A 19,641-nucleotide genomic window follows, 5' to 3' on the forward strand; every position below is an offset into this window, starting at 1 on the left:
CATCACCTTAGCCAGAATAGCGGTTCAGGTCCAAGGTCCCCCGCGGCGAACACCAGCGGAGGGACAGCCTGAGCAGGTAGTGATCCCGGGTCCGTTGGGCACAATTTCGCCTCACGGGCCGGTGATCTAGTCAGAAACGGGGACGGGGTTCCATGCTTCGTAAAAACTTGTCTGCCTCGCGCTTGGCGCGGGTTGGCGTTTTTGGGCTTCTCACCATCACCAGCGCGGTCATCTTCACCATCGATGCCGCCGAGGCACGGCGCCATCGCCGGCACTACGTGCACCATCGGGTGCAGCGCGATGTATCCGAGAGCTCCAGCTCGAAATTCGCGTCCATCATCGTCGACGGCAATTCCGGTGCGGTGCTGCAGGCAACCAGCCCCGACGCAATCCGCCACCCCGCCTCGCTGACCAAGATCATGACGCTCTATCTGCTGTTCGAGCGCCTTGAGTCCGGCAAGATGAAGCTCGACACCGAGATGCCGGTGTCCAAGCACGCGGCCGACCAGGATCCGACCAAGCTGAACCTGCGTGCCGGCCAGACCATTCGTGTCGAGGACGCGATCAAGGGTCTCGTCACCCGCTCCGCCAACGACGCCGCGGTGGTGATCGCGGAAGCGATCGCCGGCGACGAGGACGACTTCGCCCAGATGATGACGCGCAAGGCGCGCGCGCTCGGCATGTCCAAGACGGTGTACCGCAACGCCAACGGCCTTCCCAACGACGAGCAGGTCACGACCGCACGCGATCAAGCCACGCTCGGCCGTGCCATCCAGGAACGCTTCCCGCGCTATTATCGCTATTTCGCGACCTCCACGTTCAACTGGCGTGGACAGTCGATCCGCAATCACAATCACCTGCTCGGCAGCGTCGAGGGCGTGGACGGCATCAAGACCGGCTACACCCGCGCCTCCGGCTTCAACCTCGTCACCTCGATGCGCCGCGGCAACCGCCATCTGATCGGCGTCGTGCTCGGCGGCCGCAGTGGCGGCTCGCGCGATGCCATCATGCGCAACCTGCTCGCGGAGAATCTCGAGAAGGGTGCGACGGTCCACACCGTTGCCGCGGTCACCGAGCGCAACGGCGCCGACACCGCGACCGCTGTTGCCGCCGCTTCGGATACACAGCCGGCCCGTCCCGCACTGCCGGTCCAGGCAGCGGCCCCTGCTCCCGAGCCTGCCCCGTCTCGTCTCGCTGCTCGCCTCGCGACGCTGGCCGCCGCGACGGCCGCGGTGCCGCCGGCCCCGACCAGGCCGGAAACCAGCAAGCCTGAGGTTCGGCCGATGGAATCCAGGGTCGAGCCTGCGCCGCTCACCAATGGCGTGATCTCGAGCCAGCCGCTCTCCATCATTCCCGGCTCGTCCGAGCCGATGAAGCCGGTCCGGGTCAAGACGGTTCAGGTCAAGGCCGGCCCGGTGAAGGTCGCCTCCGCCGCCCCGGTCCAGGTCGGCCCGCCCGTCACCAATACCATTGCGTCCCGCTCCGACGTCGCGGAAACCTCCGGCGCCGTCGTCGCCCGGGCCGACCTCATCAACAAGCCCGAGATCGCCAGCCAACCGGAAGCGCCGAAGGCCGAGATCCCCCGCACCGAGCTGCCGCGGCAGCCGGCCGGCTTCGGCACCGGCAACGGGATCCTTGGCGTGCTGCCGGCCGCAACGGCCGCCGCGCCCGCCCCGGCCGCTCCGAAGCTCGCCTCGGCCGATCCGATGCCGGTCCAGATGAGCGCCACCACCAAGCCTGCCGTCACCCACAGCGGCTGGATCGTCCAGGTCGGAGCGCCTCGAGAGCGAGAACGAAGCCCAGCAGCGTATCGACGCCGCGCGCAGCTCGGCCCGCGGCCTGCTCAGCAAGGCCGATCCGTTCACCGAGCCCGTTGTCGCCAAGGACAATCGCAAGCTCTATCGCGCCCGTTTCGCCGGGCTGGAGCGCGACCAGGCCGAGGCGGTCTGCCGCACCCTAAAGCGCGCCGAGATCTCCTGCATCACCGTCCGCAACTGATCTCGGTTCCCGTTCCAAACGAAATGCCCGCGCCTTGCGCGGGCATTTTCATTTTGGGGAGGCGTTCGTGATGCGGAGATGATCGCGCAATCGCGACAAGGCCGTTCCGCGACAACCTCTCGTCAAGAATTTACGGTTAAAACTTTGCTCAAGGGATCGACCACGCCGGAATGGCGGGCATCGGGGCGACGGCAAACGGAGCAAGCGGAGCTCACACGGTACGGACGTTTGTGGCGTGGTGCCGGAGTTAGCCGTTATGCGTACGAAGCAGAGTATCCTTGGCCTCGTTTACCCGGGCAGCGAGATAGTTCGAGCCCCCCTGGTCGGGATGGAGTTTCTTCATCAGGGACTTGTGCGCCCGGGTGATGTCGTCACGCCCCGCCCCCGGCTGCAGGCCAAGGATCTGATAGGCCTCCTCCGCCGTCATTTTGCCGCTCGCCGCCGTGCGGCGCTGCCCCCTGCCGCATCGCCCTGCGCGTTCTGACGCCAGGCGGGAAACCGGCGGTCCAGATAGCTTTCAAGTAAGGCCACGCTCTCGGCGTCGAAGCTCGGGACCATCGCCAGCAGGCTCGCAAGATCGAACTCGCCGAGATCGCGCCCGGCATGAGGGCCGGCGACGATCTGTCCGCCGAGCTGGCCGGAATCGTGGTCAAGCCGCATATCCAGAAACTGCGAGCGCACGCGCGAGGTCTGCCCTGATGAGGGCGCGGCCCCGCCGCCGCCGAACAGCCCGCCGATATTGCCGAAGCCGGTGTTTGCCAGCGGGGTCCAGCCCAACAGCCCGGCGCCGAAAATCCCCAGCGGAATCGCTACCGCCAGCTCGCCGCGCAGGCCTGTGAACGCCGCGACCGCTAGCGCCAGCACGCCGCCACCGAATCTGACGGCGCGCGCCAGCACCGCCGGGTTGGCGGCGCGGAACATCTGGAGCAGCAGGTAGAGCGTGATAACGGCGACAGCGCCGGCGAGCAGAGTCATGGCAGGAATATAGTCGCCCTCGCGGCAAAATGCATGGCACACGCCGCCACGAGCCGGGACGACCGAACGCTACTTCATCTGACTGATCAGCCTGGCCGCGCCGCTTGCGGACGCCGCCAATCTCAACAAGGCCTCGCGGCCGCCGGCGGCATAGGCCGCGGCTGCCCGCAGCAGCTCGCGCAACTGCGCCGCCGCGCCCGGATCGAACCGGCACCAGGCACCGCCGGTCAGGCGCGCGATCTCGCGAAAGGCCTGTTCGGCGACCGCGTCATGACCTTCCTGAAACACGAACACGGGCACCTTGAGCATGCCGAGCTCGCCGGCCTTGGCGCAGAGCTCGTCGACGTTCTCCTCCATGGCATCGCCGACGAAGACGACAGCCCGCACGCCCGACGCAATCGCTTCGCGTCGCACCTCCGTCAACACCTTGCCGATCTGGGTATCGCCGCCGCGGCAATCGATCCTGCTCATCAAAGCCGCCAGCCTGGCGCTCTCGGAGATCCAGCCCGTGGCGCGGCACTCGTTCAGGCCGCGATAATAGACCAGCCGGATATCCAGGCTGCCGAGCGCTGCGGTCTCGCGAAACATGTCGGCCTGAAGCGCGCAGGCCATGTCCCAGGTGGGCTGCCGGCTCATCGTCGCATCCAATGCGAAGATCAGCCGCCCCTTCGCGCCCGGCGCATGGGGTGACAGCGCCCGCGCCTTGGCGACGAAAGCGGCGATGTCATCCGCGGTCGACGTTCCGGCCCGCGGCAGTGCGCCGCCGGCGTCTGCCGAGACGGCATCGCCGCCGCGCGGCTTGATGGGTTCGCCCGACATCCCTTGACCCTTGCGTGGGCAGTTAATGTGGTCAGCGCGGGCGGCCCGGTCAATGTGCAAAGCCCCCGCGGACGGAGCCAGCGGGGGCTTTGCGAATGCGGCGGACGATGAGCGCTAACGCATCAGCTCTTGGCAGGCGCCATCAGCGCGACCGGACCAGGCTCGAGCACATTGGGCGGCGATGATTGCGTATCGACCGGCGCGATCTCGCTATCGGTCGCGCTCAGGAATTTGTCGAGCATGCTCTGGATCGAGCTCTTGGCAACATCCGGACCAGTGTCGCGCATGTCGTTATGCTGGAATTCGGTCTTCACGACCTGGATGCCCGCCTTCTCGCATTCCTCGTCGGTCGGGATCACGCCCGCATCGGCCTTGAACTGCGGATCCTGCGAGCGGAACGAGAGGATCTTGAACTTGCCGGCGGTGACGAAGGGCACGCGCAGATTGTCGAGCGTGACCACCTTCTTGACCTCGTCCGGATAGTGCTTGGCGAAATACATCGTGATGTCGCCGCCCATGGAGTGGCCGACCATCGTCACCTTGGCGTAGTCGGCATTGGGCTGAAGCTTCTTCAACTCCTGCATGGCGTAATGGATGTTGGCAACGCCGCGCAGGATCTGCGGCAGCCGGCCGACATAGAGCTCACCGGGCTTGGTGACCATCGGAGGATCGGTTGGCAAATCGTGCTGCGGGCTGACGACCATGTAGCCGCGCGCAGCGAAGATGTTGGCGAGGAAGCCGTATTCGGTGTTCTTGACGGTATTGCCGTGGTTGATCACTGCCACCGGCAGCGTGATCATGCCGGCATTGGCCTGCATTTCCTTGTCGCGGCGCACCGCGACGTAGACGGGCACCGGGCGGTTGTCGCGCGAGGCGTCGTAGAAGGTGATGGTCTCGTGCTTGATCGCCCACTTGCTCGCCGTGAAATAGGCGATGCCGCAGAGGGCGCTGACCGAAACCAGAACGGCAATTCCACGCTTCATTTTCGTCCTCAGCCTCAGGCGCTTGTGGCCTGAATCCCTGTTGAAAATCGTGTTCTCCGGGGCTCTCCGTCCCCTCGTCGCCTATTCGCTAATATATGTCACAGGCGCGTGACAGGAAGGCCAAATATTGTGAACCGGCAGCCCTTTCGTTGTGCGGCGCACACGTTTTCTGAGCACCTGTATCCAGCGGCCGCATCGGACGCAGCTCACCATCCGACGCAGCCGGATTCGGTCGGGTTCAATTTCACGGTAAACGTCAACTAAAAACGGCTGAACGCGGTGACAGTTCCAGGAGGAACCCTGCGGTCAGATCGATCGAAAGTAGCGATATACCGCCTCAGGCGCCGAGGATGTCGTGGACCTCGAGCGGCTTGTCGATCTGGTTGAACCATTCGGCCCTGTTGGCGGCGCGGCGGCGGCCGCGCTCGTCGAGCGGCAGCTTGAGCTGACGCAGCAGGCTCGTCACCTCTTCCCGAGCGGTGAGATGGCCGAGATTGGGCCGCATGCCGAGCGTGGTCTCGTCGATCTCGTCGAGGGCGGTCAGGCCGCGCGGGAAGAATTCGCGATAGACGACGCGCTCGGCGAAGCCGTCGACGTAGCGGAAGCCGAGCCGCAGCGACAGGTCCTTCAGCCCCTCGGCGACCAGCTGCTTGTTGCGGGAGCCGAGCATCGACAGGCGGTTGCGCACGACGATCCAGTCGGTGGTCGAGCCGTCGAGCTGGCGGCGCTTGCGCCGGACGTCGCGCACCATCTCGGCGTAGTGGCTCTCGCCGGTCACCGCGTAGCTGGCGGGATCGACGGTGCCGAGCACGTCGAAATCGAGGAAGCTGTCGTTGATCGGCGTGACCAGCGTGTCGGCCATCGAATGCGCAAGCCGCATCAGGTAGCTGTCGGTGCCCGGCGTATCGATCACGATGAAGTCGAAGCTGCTCTCGACCGCCGAGACCGCCTCCATGAACTGCTGGAACTCGGAATTCTCGTTGTCGGCGATCTGCATGGTCTCGCCGAGCTTGATGCAGCGATGCACCGGCAGTTCGAGGTCGAGCTTGGTGCGGCGCGCCCAGGCGGCGCGGTTGTTGATGTAGTGGGTGAAGCTCTGCTGACGGCAGTCGAGGTCGATGGTGGCGACGCGCTGGCCGGCTTTCAGGAGCGCAACGGCGATGTGCAGGGCGGTGGTCGACTTGCCGGAGCCGCCCTTTTCGTTGCCGAGCACGACCACATGCGCCGAGCCGGATTGGCCTTGGCTAGCCTGCACAAGCATGGCAATCCTCAACACCCCTGATGAATATCTTCGAGTTGGCCGCGTCTGCGGTCAAGTGAAATGCGTGACAGGTCTTGCAAATCGTATTGCGCCGATCTTCATCATGAATGGCGGCGCCAATCTTCGTCTGTGATCCAGCCCACAATGTCGCGATGTCATGCGCGGCCTTGCGCGGGATGCTGTGCCGCATCCGGGTGCATGGCGTCCATGATCGCCGCTTGTTAAGGTTAGCCGCACCGGGCGCAGATCGCGCTGCGCCGATTCCCAACCCTGCCGAGTCCTGATGTCATCAAGCCCCTTGATCGCCCGCACGGTCCCGACCTTGCGCCGCGCCGCCGACAATCTTCGCAAGCGAAAGGCCACGATCGCGCTGGTCCCAACCATGGGGGCGCTCCATGACGGGCACGTGTCGCTCGTCCGCCTCGCCAAGCGGCGCGCCAGCCGCGTCGTGGTCTCGATCTTCGTCAATCCGACCCAGTTCGCCCCGACCGAGGATTTCGGCGCCTATCCGCGCACCTGGAAAGCCGACATCGCCAAGCTCGCGGCCGAGGACGTCGACGTCGTCTGGCATCCGGACGTCAAGGCGATGTATCCAGAGGGCTTCGCCACCCGAATCGTGCCGGAGGGGCCGGCGCTCGCCGGGCTCGAGGATCGCTTCCGCCCGCATTTCTTCGGCGGCGTCGCCACCGTGGTCGGCAAGCTGTTCACGCAAGTCCGGCCGGACTTCGCGATCTTCGGCGAGAAGGACTTTCAGCAGCTGCGGGTGGTGACGCAGATGGCGCGCGACCTCGACCTCGGCGTCAAGGTGATCGGCTCGCGCACCGTGCGCGAGCGCGACGGGCTCGCGATGTCCTCGCGCAACGTCTACCTGTCGCCCGAGGAGCGGCAGACCGCCCCCATCCTCTACCGGGCCATGAAGGAGAGCGCGCGGCGGATCAAGGCTGGCGATGCCATCGCGCCTGCGATGGCCGGCGGCGCCGAGATGATCAAGGCGGCGGGCTTTGCGCTGGATTATTACGAGGTCCGCCATGCCGAGACGCTGGCGGAGGTCGCCTCGCGCAAGGACGGCCCGTTGCGGATCCTGGTCGCGGCCAAGCTCGGCAGCACCCGGCTGATCGACAATATCGCTGTCTAGAATCGCTGCCTAGAGCAGCCCGAGATCGCGCAATTCCCGCCGCATCGGCTCCGGCATCGCCGCGATCGAGCCGGCGGCGGACCTGCCGAGATCGGGCGGCACGGAATCCTCCGTGAAATAGCGCCAGCCCTGGAACGGGCGCATCGGCCGCGGCGAGACCGAGATCACCTTCGGCTGCATCACGATGCGGCAGCGCCCGATACCGTCCTTGTCGCGGAACGGCTCGATGCCGATGATCTTTTCCCGCGCGGCGATCTCGCCCTTGATCACCCAGTACAGCGACCCGCCGGCGAGGATCTCGGCGTCGCGCTTGGGGACCATGCGGGTGATGTGGACGTGACGTTGCGGCAGACCTTTCTTCCTGGCGGTCTGCATCCGTTCGGCGATCCACTCCTTCAATTCCTTGACGGAGTCGCAGCCGACGGCGAGCTTGATCAGATGTAGCGGCATGACCCAGCATTAGCCGGGCGGCACCGCATTTGGAATGCCGAACTACTCGTTATCCGCAGCTGCGGGAGCCGCCGCGGTCGACGGCGGGGGCGCGAGCGGAACCGGTGCTGCGGGGGCACGCGCAGCCTTCGGCGGCGGCGGCCTTTTCGCAGCAGGTGCCGCGGGCGCGGAAGCCTGAGCCGCGGCAGCTGCCGGGGCGCGCGAAGCTGCCGGCGCTGCCGCCGTGCTCGCGGCCGGGGCCGCCTGCCGCGTCGTCGCCGCGGGCTCCGGATTCATGATGCTGACCGGCGGCGTCGACGAGGCGCTCGGAAACTCAGCATTGGTCGGCTTGCCCGTCGGCATCGATGGCGGCAGACCCGCAAGCGTCGCAGTCGGTGGCAGCGCCGCTGGCGCCGTCGCCATCGCCGGCGCGTTCCAGGTCGGCGCATGGCGCGCGACCAGCGTGTCGTAGAGATGGAAATCCATGTTGGCAGCGACCTGCTGCTGGTCGGTCAGCGAGCGGAACGCGGCGCAGTCGAACTGGGTGCAGCCGTCGCGCACGACCAGCACCTGCGCCACGAAACCGTAGCGATCGCGCTCCAGCGCCTTGCGCAGCGCTTTCATGTCCGCCGTCAGGCTCTTCTCGGCGGTCGCGGCATCGCCGAGCGCCGTCAGCCGGTCGATCCGGGCCGCGGTGTAGGACACGGAGGCCGCCACCGCATCCGGCGAGCCGAACAACGCCTTCTCGCAGCCGATGGCGACCGCATCGCCGGCGAGGTCGTCAAGGCAGGACAGCGCCGGCAGGCTGGCGACGACCGCGCCTTGACCTTGCGCGCGCGTCTCGGTCGGCGCGGCCGGGCCATAGACGCGCACGGTGGCAGCTCCGGCGATCGCCATGGAGAGCAGCGTGATCACCGTCAGGGCGCCGTTGGCGACCGATCTATCGGCGCGCAGCAGCGTGATCAGCAGGATCAATCCGAAGAATCCCGCAGCGGCCAGCGTCATCCACATCGGAAAGGCCGGCGAGCGCCAGATTTGGTCGAGCGAAGCAGCCCATGCCCAGTTCATGCGCGACGTCCCCTCACGCGAGCAGAGAGCGAATGGTCAAGCGAGCACCGCGAGTCGGCAACTGCCCCGGCCCACCTTTTGAAGGTGAAGCGGGCCTTTTGACGGCGGCAGGATACTATTCCCTGATGGCAGCAATGCGGGGTGCGTCAGCCTTCAGGAGCGCGAGCGGCTTAGGACAGCGCGAGCTGGCTTTCCTTGGCAACGCGTTCGAAGGCTTCGGTCGAGCTCTTGATCCGATACTGGCAGTCGTCGCCATCGGTCGGCAGCAGACGGATGATCTCATACGCGCCGCTGGCGGCCGGGCGCGCGACGTTGCTGGCCGTGAACAATACGCGCGTTCCAATCGGGAATTTGTGCTTCAACACCCTCTCCATCACTCAAACAGCGCCTGCCTCGTCCATGGTCCCACTACGACGGCCGGCCGGAAACCCGAGCGCTGTATAGCACGCGACCCTTGGTTTTGGCCAGCGCCATGCCAGCATGGCAAACACGCATATTTGACAGTCTTTTCAGAATGATAGAGGCGGAACCGGCGGCCGATGATACCGGCGTGGGCCGTTCGGTCAGACAGCTTGTCGCACCCCGGGGCGCCATTTCCAGCCGGGCGCTGCCGGCCGACTCTCAGGGCCGGCCGGCGGCCTCGGACAGCCCGGCGGTCAGGCGTCCTCGAACTTGGCGATGACGAGCGTCTCGGCGAGCCCGTCCCGGGTCCATTCCTGGAACGCCGGCAGCGCCATCATCGTCTCCATGTAGGCCTTGGTATCCGGCGCGACCTCGATCGCGTAGGTGCGCAGGCGGTGCACGACCGGCGCATACATCGCGTCCGCCGCGCCGAAGCGGCCGAACAGGAACGGACCCTTCGCGCCGTACCGCGTGCGGCACTCGCGCCAGATCTCCTCGATGCGTGCGATGTTGGCCTTGGCGTCCGCCGACAGCGCCACGGGGCGGATCGGCCGATGCAGGTTCATGCCGCATTCGTTGCGCAGCGCCACGAAGCCGGAATGCATCTCGGCACACACCGACCTGGCATGCGCACGCGCGGCGATGTCGTCGGGCCACAGCTTCACTTCCGGATAGCGCTCGGCGACGTATTCGATGATGGCGAGCGAATCCCACACGGTGACGTCGCCGTCGACCAGCACCGGCACCTTGCCGGCGCGGCTGAAGGACAGGATCTGCTCCTTGTCCGCGGGATTGTCGGTGTAGAGCGGAATCAGCGTCTCCACGAACGGAATGTCGTTGGCGCGAAGCGCGAGCCAGGGCCGCATCGACCATGACGAGTAGTTCTTGTTGCCGATGGCGAGTTTCAGCGCAGCCATGTCATCAGTCCTTCCAGAGATGTGCTCGAGGCGAGCCGCTTTTAACGCCATCGCCTGCCGCCAATCAATCGTTGCCGCGCCGGCTCACGCGTGGCAATCGTTGCAGCCCGCGCCAGGAGACAGACATGAGCAGGCATTGGGTCGACATCGCCGCCGTCGGCTTCTTCGTCATCGAATGGCTGGCCTATGCCCTGACGCTGGAACGTTCGGCCTACGGCCGCGACAGCCTGTCGGCGCGCATGAACCGCTATCGCGAGGTCTGGGTCCGCCGGATGCTCGACCGCGACACCCGCATGGTCGACATGCAGATCATGACCTCGCTGCAGAACGGCACCGCCTTCTTCGCCTCCACCAGCCTGATCGCGCTCGGCGGCGCGCTGGCGCTGCTGCACGCCACCGACGACGCCATCACGATTCTGAGCAAGCTGCCGATCGATCTCAGCACCTCGCCGGCGATGTGGGAGCTGAAATGCGTCGGCCTCGTGCTGATCTGCGTCTACGCCTTCTTCAAGTTCGCCTGGGCCTATCGCCTGTTCAACTATGTCGCGATCCTGTTCGGCGGCATGCCGGCGGCGGACCAGCGCGACACGCCGGCGGCCGAAGCCCATGTCATCCGCACCTCGCGCCTGTTCGAATCCGCCGGCCGCCATTTCAACCGCGGCCAGCGCGCGTTCTTCTTCGCGCTCGGCTATCTCGGCTGGTTCGTCAGCCCCTGGGTGCTGTTCGTCACCACCGCCGCCGTGGTGGTCGTGACCTGGCGCCGCCAGTTCGCATCCAGCGCCTGGGCCGCAATGGCGCCGGAGGTGGCGGATGGCGATGGGGCGATGAAGCGGGGTCACTGAGGCACTCCCGTGTCCCGGACAAGATGCAACGCCTCTTGGCGTTGCAGCGCAGAGCCGGGACCCAGGGCGACGCGGCACGATGCGGCGACATGGGCCCGGCTCTGCAGCGCACCGCTAAAGAAGCGCTGCGCTGCGTCCGGGGCACGAGAGCATCACTCTTCCAGTTCGCATCTCGCTCGTAGACACGCCTTTGCGGCCTCGCGGCTTGTCCGCCCGAGCTTTTGCTTCATCTTCGTCCCTCTAAATCCAAGAGGGCGCAGGGAAGGCCGGGTGCCGACATCGCACCCGCGGTCCGCTGCGCGAAAATGCACACGCAGGAAGAACCGCACAGCAGCATACAGGTGGTGCCGATCACTCGGCCTTCCCTGCGCGATGGTCGGACGGCTTATGCCGTGCTCTCCCGGGAGCCGAACTTTCCTTCTGGTCTCCCTCGCCGTTCGAATTGGCGATGCCGTCCGCCCGGTCGGGCTCGCGCACATCTTCGATCCGGCTTGACCGTAGCAACGACGGCCAGGACCACACGGTTTTGCCGTACGCACGGCCCGCCCTATCGCCGCAGTATTCCCAGCCCTGTCGACGAAGCCGGAAACTTACAGGCGAGACGAAGCCTAGCAGCGCCGCTCGTCCGCACGCGGCCACGGGCTCACAGGGACGACCCGCCCTGCCCGCACCTCTCGTGCCGACGCTGCCGCGTCCACCGCAAGCCCGGCCCGCGATCAAGACGACCTCGAGATCGCCCCTCCTGGTTGAGCCGGGATGGTCGACACATACGCCATTTCCGAATTTCGGTAAAGTGGAATATTATTGTTGAAGGGATTGACAGCGGAGCGACACAGCAAGGTGTCGTAGCCCGGATGGAGCGAAGCGTAATCCGGGGAAGTGGAGGATGCGGGGGGAGCGCCCCCGGATTACGCTTCGCTCCATCCGGGCTACAGGAGCTACGAAAGCTAGCTTCCCAAATCCCGCGGGCTGAACGGCAGGTCGAGCACCTTCCATTCCTGGTACAAATTGGCGGGCAGCATCTTGTAAGGTTGACAGTTCTGAAGCGCGCTCGTTGCGGACTTCACGAGGGCGACCCCTTTTGCGGAGGGCGGGGCTTCGAGCAGGATCGGTTCACGCGCCAGCGTGCCGTCGGTCGCGAACACCGTGCGCAGCTTGATGTGAACGTTGTCGGTAGACGCAAGCCCGGCCGGCAATTTGGCACAGCTGCGCAAATGGCTGCGAAGCGCGGCAATGACCTCGGCCGGAAGCTTCGCGGCGATCGAGTCCGTGGCGCCGCCGCCATCGTCCTTGGGGCCGTCTTTCGACAGCGGCAGCGGCAATTCAGGCGGCAGCCCCAGCATGACGCCGTACCTGACGGTGACGTCAGGCTGCGGCGCCTGATAGGCCGGCGGCGGCGCGGCCTGTGGCTGTGGCGGCGGCGGCATTGGCTGGGCTTGCGGCTGCGCGTTGGCCTCGCGCGGCTTCGGCGAAGGCTGTTGCTGCGGTTGCGGCTGAGCCGGCCGTTGCGGTTCGGGCGTCGGCGATGCGGCCGGCTGCGGGGTCGCAGGCTTCGACGCCTCGGGGGCCTTGTCCTTGTCGGTGAAATCCAGCTTCGGCAGCTTCAGATCGGAAAGCGGCTCCGGGGTCTTCTCCTTGACCTCTTCCTTGACGTTCTCCTCCGCTCTGGCCTCCTCCCGCTTCACCTCCTCGGGCGTGACGATGTCTACCGTGACGGTTTCGGGCGGCGTCGCGCGGAACGGATGGACTTCGCTGATCAGGATGATCAGCGCCACCAGCGTCAGATGGGCGATCGCCGACGCAGCAACGTCCGTCCGTATGATTGTCCGCAGTTCCATCGCCAGATCTTGGATTGCCGCCCTGCTGTTAGCATACCGCGGTCTCCCCTCAATCCCATTTCGGGGCGAAGCCGAAATCGGTCAGGCGGCCCTTCGGACTGGCGAGCGCGGCGATCTGGCTCATCTCGTCCTCCGACAGCTCGAAATCGAAGATCTCGATGTTTTCGGACAGGCGCTCGATGCGCGAGGTGCGCGGGATCGCAGCGACATTCTGTTGCACCAGCCAGCGCAGGCAGACCTGCGCCGGCGTCTTGTGGTGGGCGCGCCCGATCTCGGCCAGCGTCTGGTCGGTCTTGATGCGCCCCTTGGCGATCGGGCTGTAGGCGACCAGGGCAAGGCCATGCTGGTCGCAGGCCGCCCTCACCTTCGCCTGGTCGAGATAGGGGTGGAATTCGACCTGGTTGCAGACGAGCGGCTCGGGCGAAGCCGCCACCGCCTGTTCGATCAGCGCCACCGTGAAATTGGAGACGCCGATGTGACGGGTCAGGCCCATCGTCTTGGCATGCGACAGTGCGCCAAGCGTCTCCGCCAGCGGCACGTGCGAATTGGGCCAGTGCAGCAGCAACAGGTCGACGGAGGGAAGCCGCAAGCGCGCCAGGCTCTCCTTGACCGAGCGCTCGAGGATCGTGAGGCGCGAAATGGTTGGTCCAGACCTTGGTGGTGAGAAAGACGTCGTCGCGCCGCACGCCCGAGGCGCGCAAGCCGTCGCCGATCTCCCGCTCATTGTCATAGACCTGCGCGGTGTCGATGTGGCGATAGCCGAGCCGCAGCGCCTGCTCGACCACGCGCGCGGCAAGCCTTCCGCTCAGCTCCCAGGTCCCGAGTCCGATCGCCGGGATTCGTGCGCCATTGGCCTCGACGAACAGCATGAGGACTCCTCTTTCGTTGCGGCAGCCCCAATCGCCATCAGAGGCATTATGGACCCGGCCCTGGACGCTGCCAACGGAAGCCGTGGCAGTTCGGCGGGATATTTGCCGCAAGACTAACGGGAGGTTCGCGTCAGGACTGGTCGGTCCGTCAGGCCGTCACGTCAGGCTTTGGCAAGCGCCTGAAACACCGTTTCCGGGGCGTGCGCGATCACCGCGAGCAGTGCGCGTGCGGGCCCCCGCGGAGCCCGCTTGCCCTGCTCCCAGTTGCGGATGGTCTCGACGGGAACGCCGAGCTTGGCAGCGAACTCCATCTGGGTCAGGCAGGCGCGGCGGCGCAGATCGCGCACCGCGAGCGAAGAGGTGTCGGCCGGCGCGGCCGTGGGCTGGACCGCAGACGGCTGGACCGGAAATTCCTGTCCGTCCCGCAACTCGACGACCCGTCCGTCCGCCTTCAGCCGCAACCGCATGTTCAGTCCCCCAAGCGCGGGCGATGATGCGCGCAGGTCGCTTAAGGTGGGATTAAAAGGTCTCGCGCCCCGGACGCAGCGCGCCGCGTTCGCGGCGTGGTGCGCTGCTGAGCCGGGGCCCATGTCTCCGCAGCGTGCTTGTTGCTTTCTGGATCCCGGTTCTGCGCAGCAACGCCAAGAGCGTTGCAGCGCGCCCGGGACGCGAGAGTGAGGCTACCCCGCTACCCACCCCGTCATTGCGAGGAGCTGTTGCGACGAAGCAATCCAGACTGCCGCAGTGGAGAATTCTGGATTGCCTCGCTGCGCTCGCAACGACGTGGAGGGAGCCAGGGCTCCCTCTACCTCAATCCGAACCAGAGCGTCGCGATGCCGAGGAAGGAGAAGAAGCCGACGACGTCGGTCACGGTGGTGACGAAGGTGCCGGAGGCCACCGCCGGATCGACCCTGACACGTTCGAGCGCCATCGGGATCAGGATGCCGCCGAGCGCGCCGGCGATGAGGTTGCAGATGATCGCGAGGCCGATGACGATGCCAAGGCCCGGAATCTTGAACCAGGCCACCGCCGCAATGCCCGTGATCACCGCGAAGGCGAGCCCGTTGACGAGGCCGACCAGTGCCTCGCGCATCACCACCCGCCAGGCATTGGAGGCGCCGAGCTCGCGCGTCGCCAGCGCCCGCACCGCCACCGTCATGGTCTGGGTCGCGGCGTTGCCGCCCTGGCTGGCCACGATCGGGGCCAGCACGGCGAGCGCGACCATCTTCTCGAGCTGCCCCTCGAACAGGCCGAGCACGGAGGACGCGAGGAACGCGGTGGCGAGATTGACCAGCAGCCAGTTGAAGCGGCCGCGCGCGATCGTCAGGAAGGTGTCCGACAGCTCTTCGTCGCTGGTGACGCCGCCGAGCGCCTTGAGGTCCTCGTCCGCCTCCTCCTCGATGACGTCGACGACGTCGTCGACGGTGATGACGCCGACCAGCCGGTCCTGGGTGTCGAGCACGGGCGCGGCAACGAGATTGTACTTGCCGAACATCCGCGCCACCTCTTCCTGGTCTTCCAGGACGGAGACGCGGCGGCGGTCTTCGTCGGTCAGCTCGGTCAGCGGCACCGGGCGGCGCGTGCGCAACAGCACGTCGAGCGGCACCGCGCCCAGCCAGTGCTGGTCCTTGTCGACGACGTAGATCTCGTAAAAGCGGTCGGGCAGATCCGGCGTCTCGCGCATGTAGTCGATCGCCTGGCCCACGGTGAAATCCTGGGGCACGGCGATGAACTCGGTCTGCATGCGGCGGCCGGCGGAATTCTCCGGGTACAGCAGGCTGCGCTCGAGCGCGACGCGCTCCTTCAGCGGCAGCTTCTCAAGGATCTCCTCCTGTTCCTCGGCATCGAGGGCTTCCAGAAGCTCGACCGCATCGTCGGATTCGAGCTCGCGGACGCCCTCGGCAACCGTCTCCGGCGGCAGCTCGTCCAGGATTTCCTCGCGGACGGCCTCGTCGACCTCGTTCAGCGCGGAAAAGTCGAAATCGCGCCCCGTCAGCTCGACCAGGCGGACACGGTCGTCGGGCTCCAGAGCGCCGATCAGATCGCCGAGATCGGCCTCGTGCAGCTCGGCGACGCAGGCGCGCAGCGATGCGCTGTCGCCGGCCTCGATCGCCCGGGCAATTTCTTCGACGAATTCGTGACGAATTTCGCCGTCCTCATTGCGCATCGGCACATGGTCGAGTACCGAATCCGAGGCGGATGGGGCAACGTCCATTTGTTCATCCATGGCGCGCCTCGCCGGTTGACAGGTTGGAACCAGTGGTCTGAGCTGATGGTTCAGGCAATACCCACAAGGCAACTCTGAGCGCAATGACAAAGATGCTTCGACTGAAATGGACATTGATGACGGCGGGCGCGGTCATCGCGGCCATCATCGGCATCGCCTCGGCCGATGCCGCCGAGTGCCCGCGCAAGGACGCGCTCGGCACCTCGCGGGTTCTGAGCGTCGACGCCAAGACGTATCCGCGCGTCGGCTTGAAGAGCTTCCCCGAAACGCTGCCGCTGGCCGATCATGAGGTCGTGCTGACCTTCGACGACGGCCCGTTCCCGCCGACGACGTCGAAGGTGCTGGCGGCACTGGCGAACGAGTGCGTGCGCGCGACCTTCTTCCTGATCGGCCAGCACGCCGCCGAGTATCCCGACATGGTCAAGCGCATCGCCCGCGAGGGCCACACCGTCGGCCACCATACCTGGTCGCACCCGTTCATGGCGCACATCCCGTTCGAGAAGGCGATGTCGGACGTCGACCGCGGCATCGCCGCCGACGAGATGGCGCTGCACGGCACCTCGACGACGACGCCCTCGACGCCGTTCTTCCGCTTTCCCTATTTCGAGTCGACGCAGGCCCAGCTCGACCTGCTCCAGTCACGCGGCATCGTCGTGTTCGGGGCCGATCTCTGGGCCAGCGACTGGGAGGAGATGACGCCGGAGCAGCAACTGAAGCTCGTCACCGAGCGCCTCGCCGCGAGCCGAAAAGGTATCATCCTGTTCCACGATAACAAGGTGCGTACGGCCGCAATGATGCCGGCCTTTCTCCGGTATCTGAAGGACAACGGCTACCGGGTGGTCCACGTCGTGCCGACGGGCAAATCACAGAAGAACGCCGACGCGCGCTGATGCCGGAATGTCACGCCTGACCAAAATGGGGTGATTTGGGTCCTATTAACACTCTGTTCATGCTACCCCCTGAAAATGGATGAGGACGTCGCCATGGGAAGGGTTCTTCGCGCCTGAACCGTTTCCTGCCGTCTCCGACCTATTATGGCGGCCATCGCGGATGAGGGCAGACGGGGTTCATGATCGGAAGTAGCGTTGTTGTGCGGACGCGATCGTGGATCGTCCTTTGCCTCAGTGGATTCCTTGGGTGTTCGGCGATGGGATCGACGGCGCTCGCGGCCGAATGTCCGGGCCACCCGGACGCGCTCGGGACCTCCCGCACCCTCGTGGTCGATCCGCGCGAACATCCGCGCATCGGCACCATGCAGTACCGCGAGACGCTGCCGCTGAGGGACCATGAAGTCGTCCTCACCTTCGACGACGGTCCGCTCCCGAAATATTCCAACCAGGTGCTCAAGATCCTGGCCGACGAGTGCATCAAGGCGACCTTCTTCATCGTCGGTCAGCAGGCCAAGGCGAACCCCGAAGGCGTGCGCAAGCTGGTCGCGGCGGGCCATACCGTCGGCACCCACAGCATGGACCATCCGCTGACGTTCGACCGCATGGGAATCGAGAAGTTCGAGCCGGAGATCAACGGCGGCATCGAGTGGACCTCGGCCGCGATGACCGATCCGTCCCAGCTCGCCCCGTTCTTCCGCATCCCCGGCCTGATGCGCGCCGACGGCGTCGAGAATTATCTGATCTCGCGCGGCATCCAGATCTGGAGCGCCGACTTCCCGGCCGACGACTGGCGCCATGTCTCGTCCGACCGCGTCTATCAGCTCGCGATCCAGCGGCTGGAGGCCAAGGGCAAAGGCATTTTGCTGCTGCACGACATCCAGGCCCGCACGGTGGCAGCGCTGCCGAAGATCATTCGCGACCTCAAGGCGCGCGGCTATCGCATCGTGCATGTGGTGCCGGCGACCGCCGAGCGGCCCGCAACGCCGACCCAGGCGGTGGAGTGGCTGCTGCATCCGCCGACCGAGACCATGCCGATCGCGCGCTGGCCGGCCGTCCCGCACTTCGTGTTCACCGAGACCAGGACGCTTCCGGCGCCCTCGCTCGCCGACCTCAACGCACGGACCGAGCATCAGCCGCTGCTGCCGCGCCGGACCAAGGGACAGATGGATATCGCATCCACGCTGCCCGTGCCCGGCCGTGCTCTCTTTGCGATTCCGGAAGGCTCGGTCGAGGTACTGCTGTCGACGACATTGTCGCGGCGTGCCGCGACGCGGCTGGCGATGGCGGCCCAGACGCCGCATGCGGCCAGGGGCAAGGTCGCAAAGGGCAAGGCCGCCAAGCCCCAGGCTCGGCACGCCGCGCATGCGGCACCGGCCGCCCCGAACCATGCCGCCCAGGTCAAGAGCGCCACGCCGCCCCCGACCCGCGTCGCCAGCCTGAAGAAGCGCGCTTGAGCGTTACGGCCGCAGGATGGCGGCGACGCAGAGCAGCACGATCAGCGCCAGGAAGAACAGGTCCATGTAGGACTTGAGCTCGCCGTCGCGTCGCAGCCGGGCCACGTCGGCGACGACCTGCTTGCGCGTGTTCGTCCCTCCGGAGCCGTCGTTGATCGGGCCTTGAAGGCGCCGTGTCTCGGCTTCCAGTCTCTCGATCTTCTGGAAGAAGTAGAACGCGCGCAGCGTCGAGGCTCCGCGCATGGCGGTGTAGACCAGCACCAGGATCGCCAGTGTCGCCCGGTTCGGATATTTCTCCATGAAGTTCAGGCTGAAATAGACCACCGCCATGAAGGCAAAATTGGTGAGGAAGCGGTAGACGAAGCTGAGAATGCCCATGCTGGCTCGAACCTTGAGGAGTGCAGTCACATCGTGCTGCAAATGCGGGATCGGGGGACCCAGACCGGAATGGCCGGCCTGGATGCGGTAGCGGCCCGTCTACGCCAAGTTCGTTTCAACAAGAATACTGTCGCCCCGCACCTCGCCGCCTTTTAGCCTGCCCCGGACATAAGGCAAGCCGGAGCATGATCCGGTGGCGCAGCACCGCAGGACAGCCGCAGCGGCTCGATGGCGATTTGGCGGAAGTCGCGATAGACTGGGCTGGCGCTGCCACATCCGGGGTCTGCCGATGTCGAAGAAGGGAATCACCGGCCACGACGACTGGGTTCTGACCGAGGCCCTCGCGACCGCGCTGGTCGCGCTGGAGCAGCCTCGAGCCGAAGCACCAGCCGAACGCCCATATGGACGACATCCGCAAGATGCTCTCGAGGCGGCAAGGAGCCGGCAGCGGTGAGCCTGCACCTGGCCCAGGCCAAATGCCGCCTGTTTCCCGAGCTCGATCCGCTGGAGATCTACCGGGAATACGGCATCGGCGATGAATACGGCTGAGGCGGCGGCTTAAGGGCCGCCCGCAACCGATCCCGCGATCGCCATGACCAGCGCGCCGAGATCGATGCTGCCGTTGACGGTCAGCTCTTCGGAGCCCTTCGCGTCTTTCGCGCCCGCGATCGTCAGCGCCTGCGGCCGGTTGGCGGCCTGCCGTTGCAGCTCGCCGATGATGGCGTCCTTGAGCTTCTCTTCCAGCATGGGCTGTCGTCCTTCAAGCCGCCATCGCGCGGCAGGATCTCGGCGCAGGAGCGGCACATGGCGACGCATTCGTCCATGCCGCCGACCCGCTCGCAATCCGCGGCGCATTCGGTGCAGATCTCGGCGCACTCGCCGCAGGTATGCCGGTGATGCGGGGTATCGAGCAGCATGAAATGCGCGGCCGTCCGGCACATCTCGGCGCAGGCCATCATCAGGCGGAAGTGCTTCGGCTCGACGTGCTTGCCGCCGGTCTCGAGGCAATGGTTCATCGCCGTGCCGAGGCAGGTCTGGTAGCAGCTCATGCAGAGCGCGATGCAGCGGGTCATGTCGTCTGATTGCGCCATCCGTTCTCTCCAGTTGCGCATCGCCCCGCTCAACCAAGGCGAGGCAACGGCCTTCGTTCCCGGTT

Annotated in this window: 16 protein-coding genes and 5 pseudogenes; 6 read left to right on the forward strand and 15 right to left on the reverse strand. The window is 66.1% G+C overall.

The window, feature by feature from the left end; translation table 11 throughout:
* Positions 1-152 precede the first annotated feature (152 nt).
* Positions 153-1,998 (forward strand): annotated as a pseudogene (locus ACETMP_RS09285) (D-alanyl-D-alanine carboxypeptidase).
* 247 nt (positions 1,999-2,245) lie between these two features.
* On the opposite strand, the pseudogene ACETMP_RS09290 reads toward ACETMP_RS09285, so the two are convergent.
* The 4 genes and pseudogenes from ACETMP_RS09290 to ACETMP_RS09305 all read right to left on the reverse strand — a co-directional run bounded on the left by ACETMP_RS09290 (position 2,246) and on the right by ACETMP_RS09305 (position 6,036).
* Positions 2,246-2,973 (reverse strand): annotated as a pseudogene (locus ACETMP_RS09290) (DnaJ domain-containing protein).
* Between the two features lie 69 nt (positions 2,974-3,042).
* Positions 3,043-3,792: a VWA domain-containing protein gene (locus tag ACETMP_RS09295; RefSeq protein ID WP_375160690.1), complete on the reverse strand. Its 750-nt coding sequence runs from the start codon at positions 3,790-3,792 to the stop codon at positions 3,043-3,045.
* 122 nt (positions 3,793-3,914) lie between these two features.
* The gene (locus ACETMP_RS09300; protein WP_375160691.1) at positions 3,915-4,775 is read right to left on the reverse strand and encodes an alpha/beta fold hydrolase; all 861 of its coding nucleotides are present in this window, start codon (positions 4,773-4,775) and stop codon (positions 3,915-3,917) included.
* A 337-nt stretch (positions 4,776-5,112) separates the two neighbouring features.
* The gene (locus tag ACETMP_RS09305) at positions 5,113-6,036 is read right to left on the reverse strand and encodes a division plane positioning ATPase MipZ (protein WP_375160692.1); all 924 of its coding nucleotides are present in this window, start codon (positions 6,034-6,036) and stop codon (positions 5,113-5,115) included.
* A gap of 283 nt (positions 6,037-6,319) precedes the next feature.
* Here ACETMP_RS09305 and panC point away from each other — a divergent pair, with 283 nt between their 5' ends.
* Positions 6,320-7,171: a pantoate--beta-alanine ligase gene (gene panC, locus ACETMP_RS09310; protein ID WP_375160693.1), complete on the forward strand. Its 852-nt coding sequence runs from the start codon at positions 6,320-6,322 to the stop codon at positions 7,169-7,171.
* 9 nt (positions 7,172-7,180) lie between these two features.
* On the opposite strand, the gene ACETMP_RS09315 is transcribed toward panC, so the two are convergent.
* The 4 genes from ACETMP_RS09315 to ACETMP_RS09330 form a co-directional block, all read right to left on the reverse strand.
* Entirely contained in the window at positions 7,181-7,621 is a 441-nt protein-coding gene (locus tag ACETMP_RS09315; protein WP_375160694.1) for a DUF1489 family protein, read from the reverse strand.
* Positions 7,622-7,663: 42 nt separating this feature from the next.
* Positions 7,664-8,668, reverse strand: coding sequence for a hypothetical protein (locus ACETMP_RS09320; RefSeq protein WP_375160695.1), 1,005 nt, complete (start codon positions 8,666-8,668; stop codon positions 7,664-7,666).
* Positions 8,669-8,838: 170 nt separating this feature from the next.
* Positions 8,839-9,042, reverse strand: coding sequence for a hypothetical protein (locus ACETMP_RS09325; RefSeq protein WP_126258634.1), 204 nt, complete (start codon positions 9,040-9,042; stop codon positions 8,839-8,841).
* Positions 9,043-9,324: 282 nt separating this feature from the next.
* Complete coding sequence (locus ACETMP_RS09330; RefSeq protein ID WP_375160696.1) at positions 9,325-9,987, reverse strand: glutathione S-transferase family protein; 663 nt, start codon at positions 9,985-9,987, stop codon at positions 9,325-9,327.
* Positions 9,988-10,112: 125 nt separating this feature from the next.
* Between ACETMP_RS09330 and ACETMP_RS09335 the strand changes: the two genes are divergently transcribed.
* The gene (locus tag ACETMP_RS09335) at positions 10,113-10,829 is read left to right on the forward strand and encodes a DUF599 domain-containing protein (protein ID WP_375160697.1); all 717 of its coding nucleotides are present in this window, start codon (positions 10,113-10,115) and stop codon (positions 10,827-10,829) included.
* Positions 10,830-11,776: 947 nt separating this feature from the next.
* Here the strand turns inward: ACETMP_RS09335 and ACETMP_RS09340 are convergent.
* From ACETMP_RS09340 to mgtE, 4 genes and pseudogenes are all read right to left on the reverse strand, one after another.
* On the reverse strand, positions 11,777-12,667 hold the full coding sequence (locus tag ACETMP_RS09340) for a hypothetical protein (protein WP_375160698.1): 891 nt from the start codon (positions 12,665-12,667) through the stop codon (positions 11,777-11,779).
* A gap of 49 nt (positions 12,668-12,716) precedes the next feature.
* A pseudogene (locus ACETMP_RS09345) lies at positions 12,717-13,536 on the reverse strand (aldo/keto reductase).
* A 161-nt stretch (positions 13,537-13,697) separates the two neighbouring features.
* On the reverse strand, positions 13,698-14,009 hold the full coding sequence (locus tag ACETMP_RS09350) for a helix-turn-helix domain-containing protein (protein ID WP_375161871.1): 312 nt from the start codon (positions 14,007-14,009) through the stop codon (positions 13,698-13,700).
* A gap of 332 nt (positions 14,010-14,341) precedes the next feature.
* Positions 14,342-15,763 (reverse strand): magnesium transporter, encoded by a 1,422-nt coding sequence (gene mgtE, locus ACETMP_RS09355; RefSeq protein WP_375160699.1) that lies wholly within the window; start codon positions 15,761-15,763, stop codon positions 14,342-14,344.
* Positions 15,764-15,846: 83 nt separating this feature from the next.
* On the opposite strand from mgtE, the gene ACETMP_RS09360 reads away from it, so the two are divergent.
* Together ACETMP_RS09360 and ACETMP_RS09365 are read left to right on the forward strand one after the other, a co-directional pair.
* The gene (locus ACETMP_RS09360; RefSeq protein WP_375160700.1) at positions 15,847-16,653 is read left to right on the forward strand and encodes a polysaccharide deacetylase family protein; all 807 of its coding nucleotides are present in this window, start codon (positions 15,847-15,849) and stop codon (positions 16,651-16,653) included.
* A 179-nt stretch (positions 16,654-16,832) separates the two neighbouring features.
* Positions 16,833-18,107, forward strand: a complete 1,275-nt coding sequence (locus ACETMP_RS09365; RefSeq protein ID WP_375160701.1) for a polysaccharide deacetylase family protein — start codon at positions 16,833-16,835, stop codon at positions 18,105-18,107.
* A 3-nt stretch (positions 18,108-18,110) separates the two neighbouring features.
* On the opposite strand, the gene ACETMP_RS09370 is transcribed toward ACETMP_RS09365, so the two are convergent.
* Entirely contained in the window at positions 18,111-18,485 is a 375-nt protein-coding gene (locus ACETMP_RS09370; protein ID WP_375161872.1) for a hypothetical protein, read from the reverse strand.
* A 289-nt stretch (positions 18,486-18,774) separates the two neighbouring features.
* On the opposite strand from ACETMP_RS09370, the pseudogene ACETMP_RS09375 reads away from it, so the two are divergent.
* A pseudogene (locus ACETMP_RS09375) lies at positions 18,775-19,034 on the forward strand (hypothetical protein).
* A 9-nt stretch (positions 19,035-19,043) separates the two neighbouring features.
* On the opposite strand, the gene ACETMP_RS09380 reads toward ACETMP_RS09375, so the two are convergent.
* Both ACETMP_RS09380 and ACETMP_RS09385 read right to left on the reverse strand, forming a co-directional pair.
* Positions 19,044-19,232 (reverse strand): hypothetical protein, encoded by a 189-nt coding sequence (locus ACETMP_RS09380; RefSeq protein ID WP_028135865.1) that lies wholly within the window; start codon positions 19,230-19,232, stop codon positions 19,044-19,046.
* 13 nt (positions 19,233-19,245) lie between these two features.
* Positions 19,246-19,576 (reverse strand): annotated as a pseudogene (locus ACETMP_RS09385) (four-helix bundle copper-binding protein).
* Positions 19,577-19,641 lie beyond the last annotated feature (65 nt).

Origin of the sequence: Bradyrhizobium dasycarpum, from assembly GCF_042019905.1 — a bacterium.
Lineage (GTDB): Bacteria > Pseudomonadota > Alphaproteobacteria > Rhizobiales > Xanthobacteraceae > Bradyrhizobium > Bradyrhizobium japonicum_B.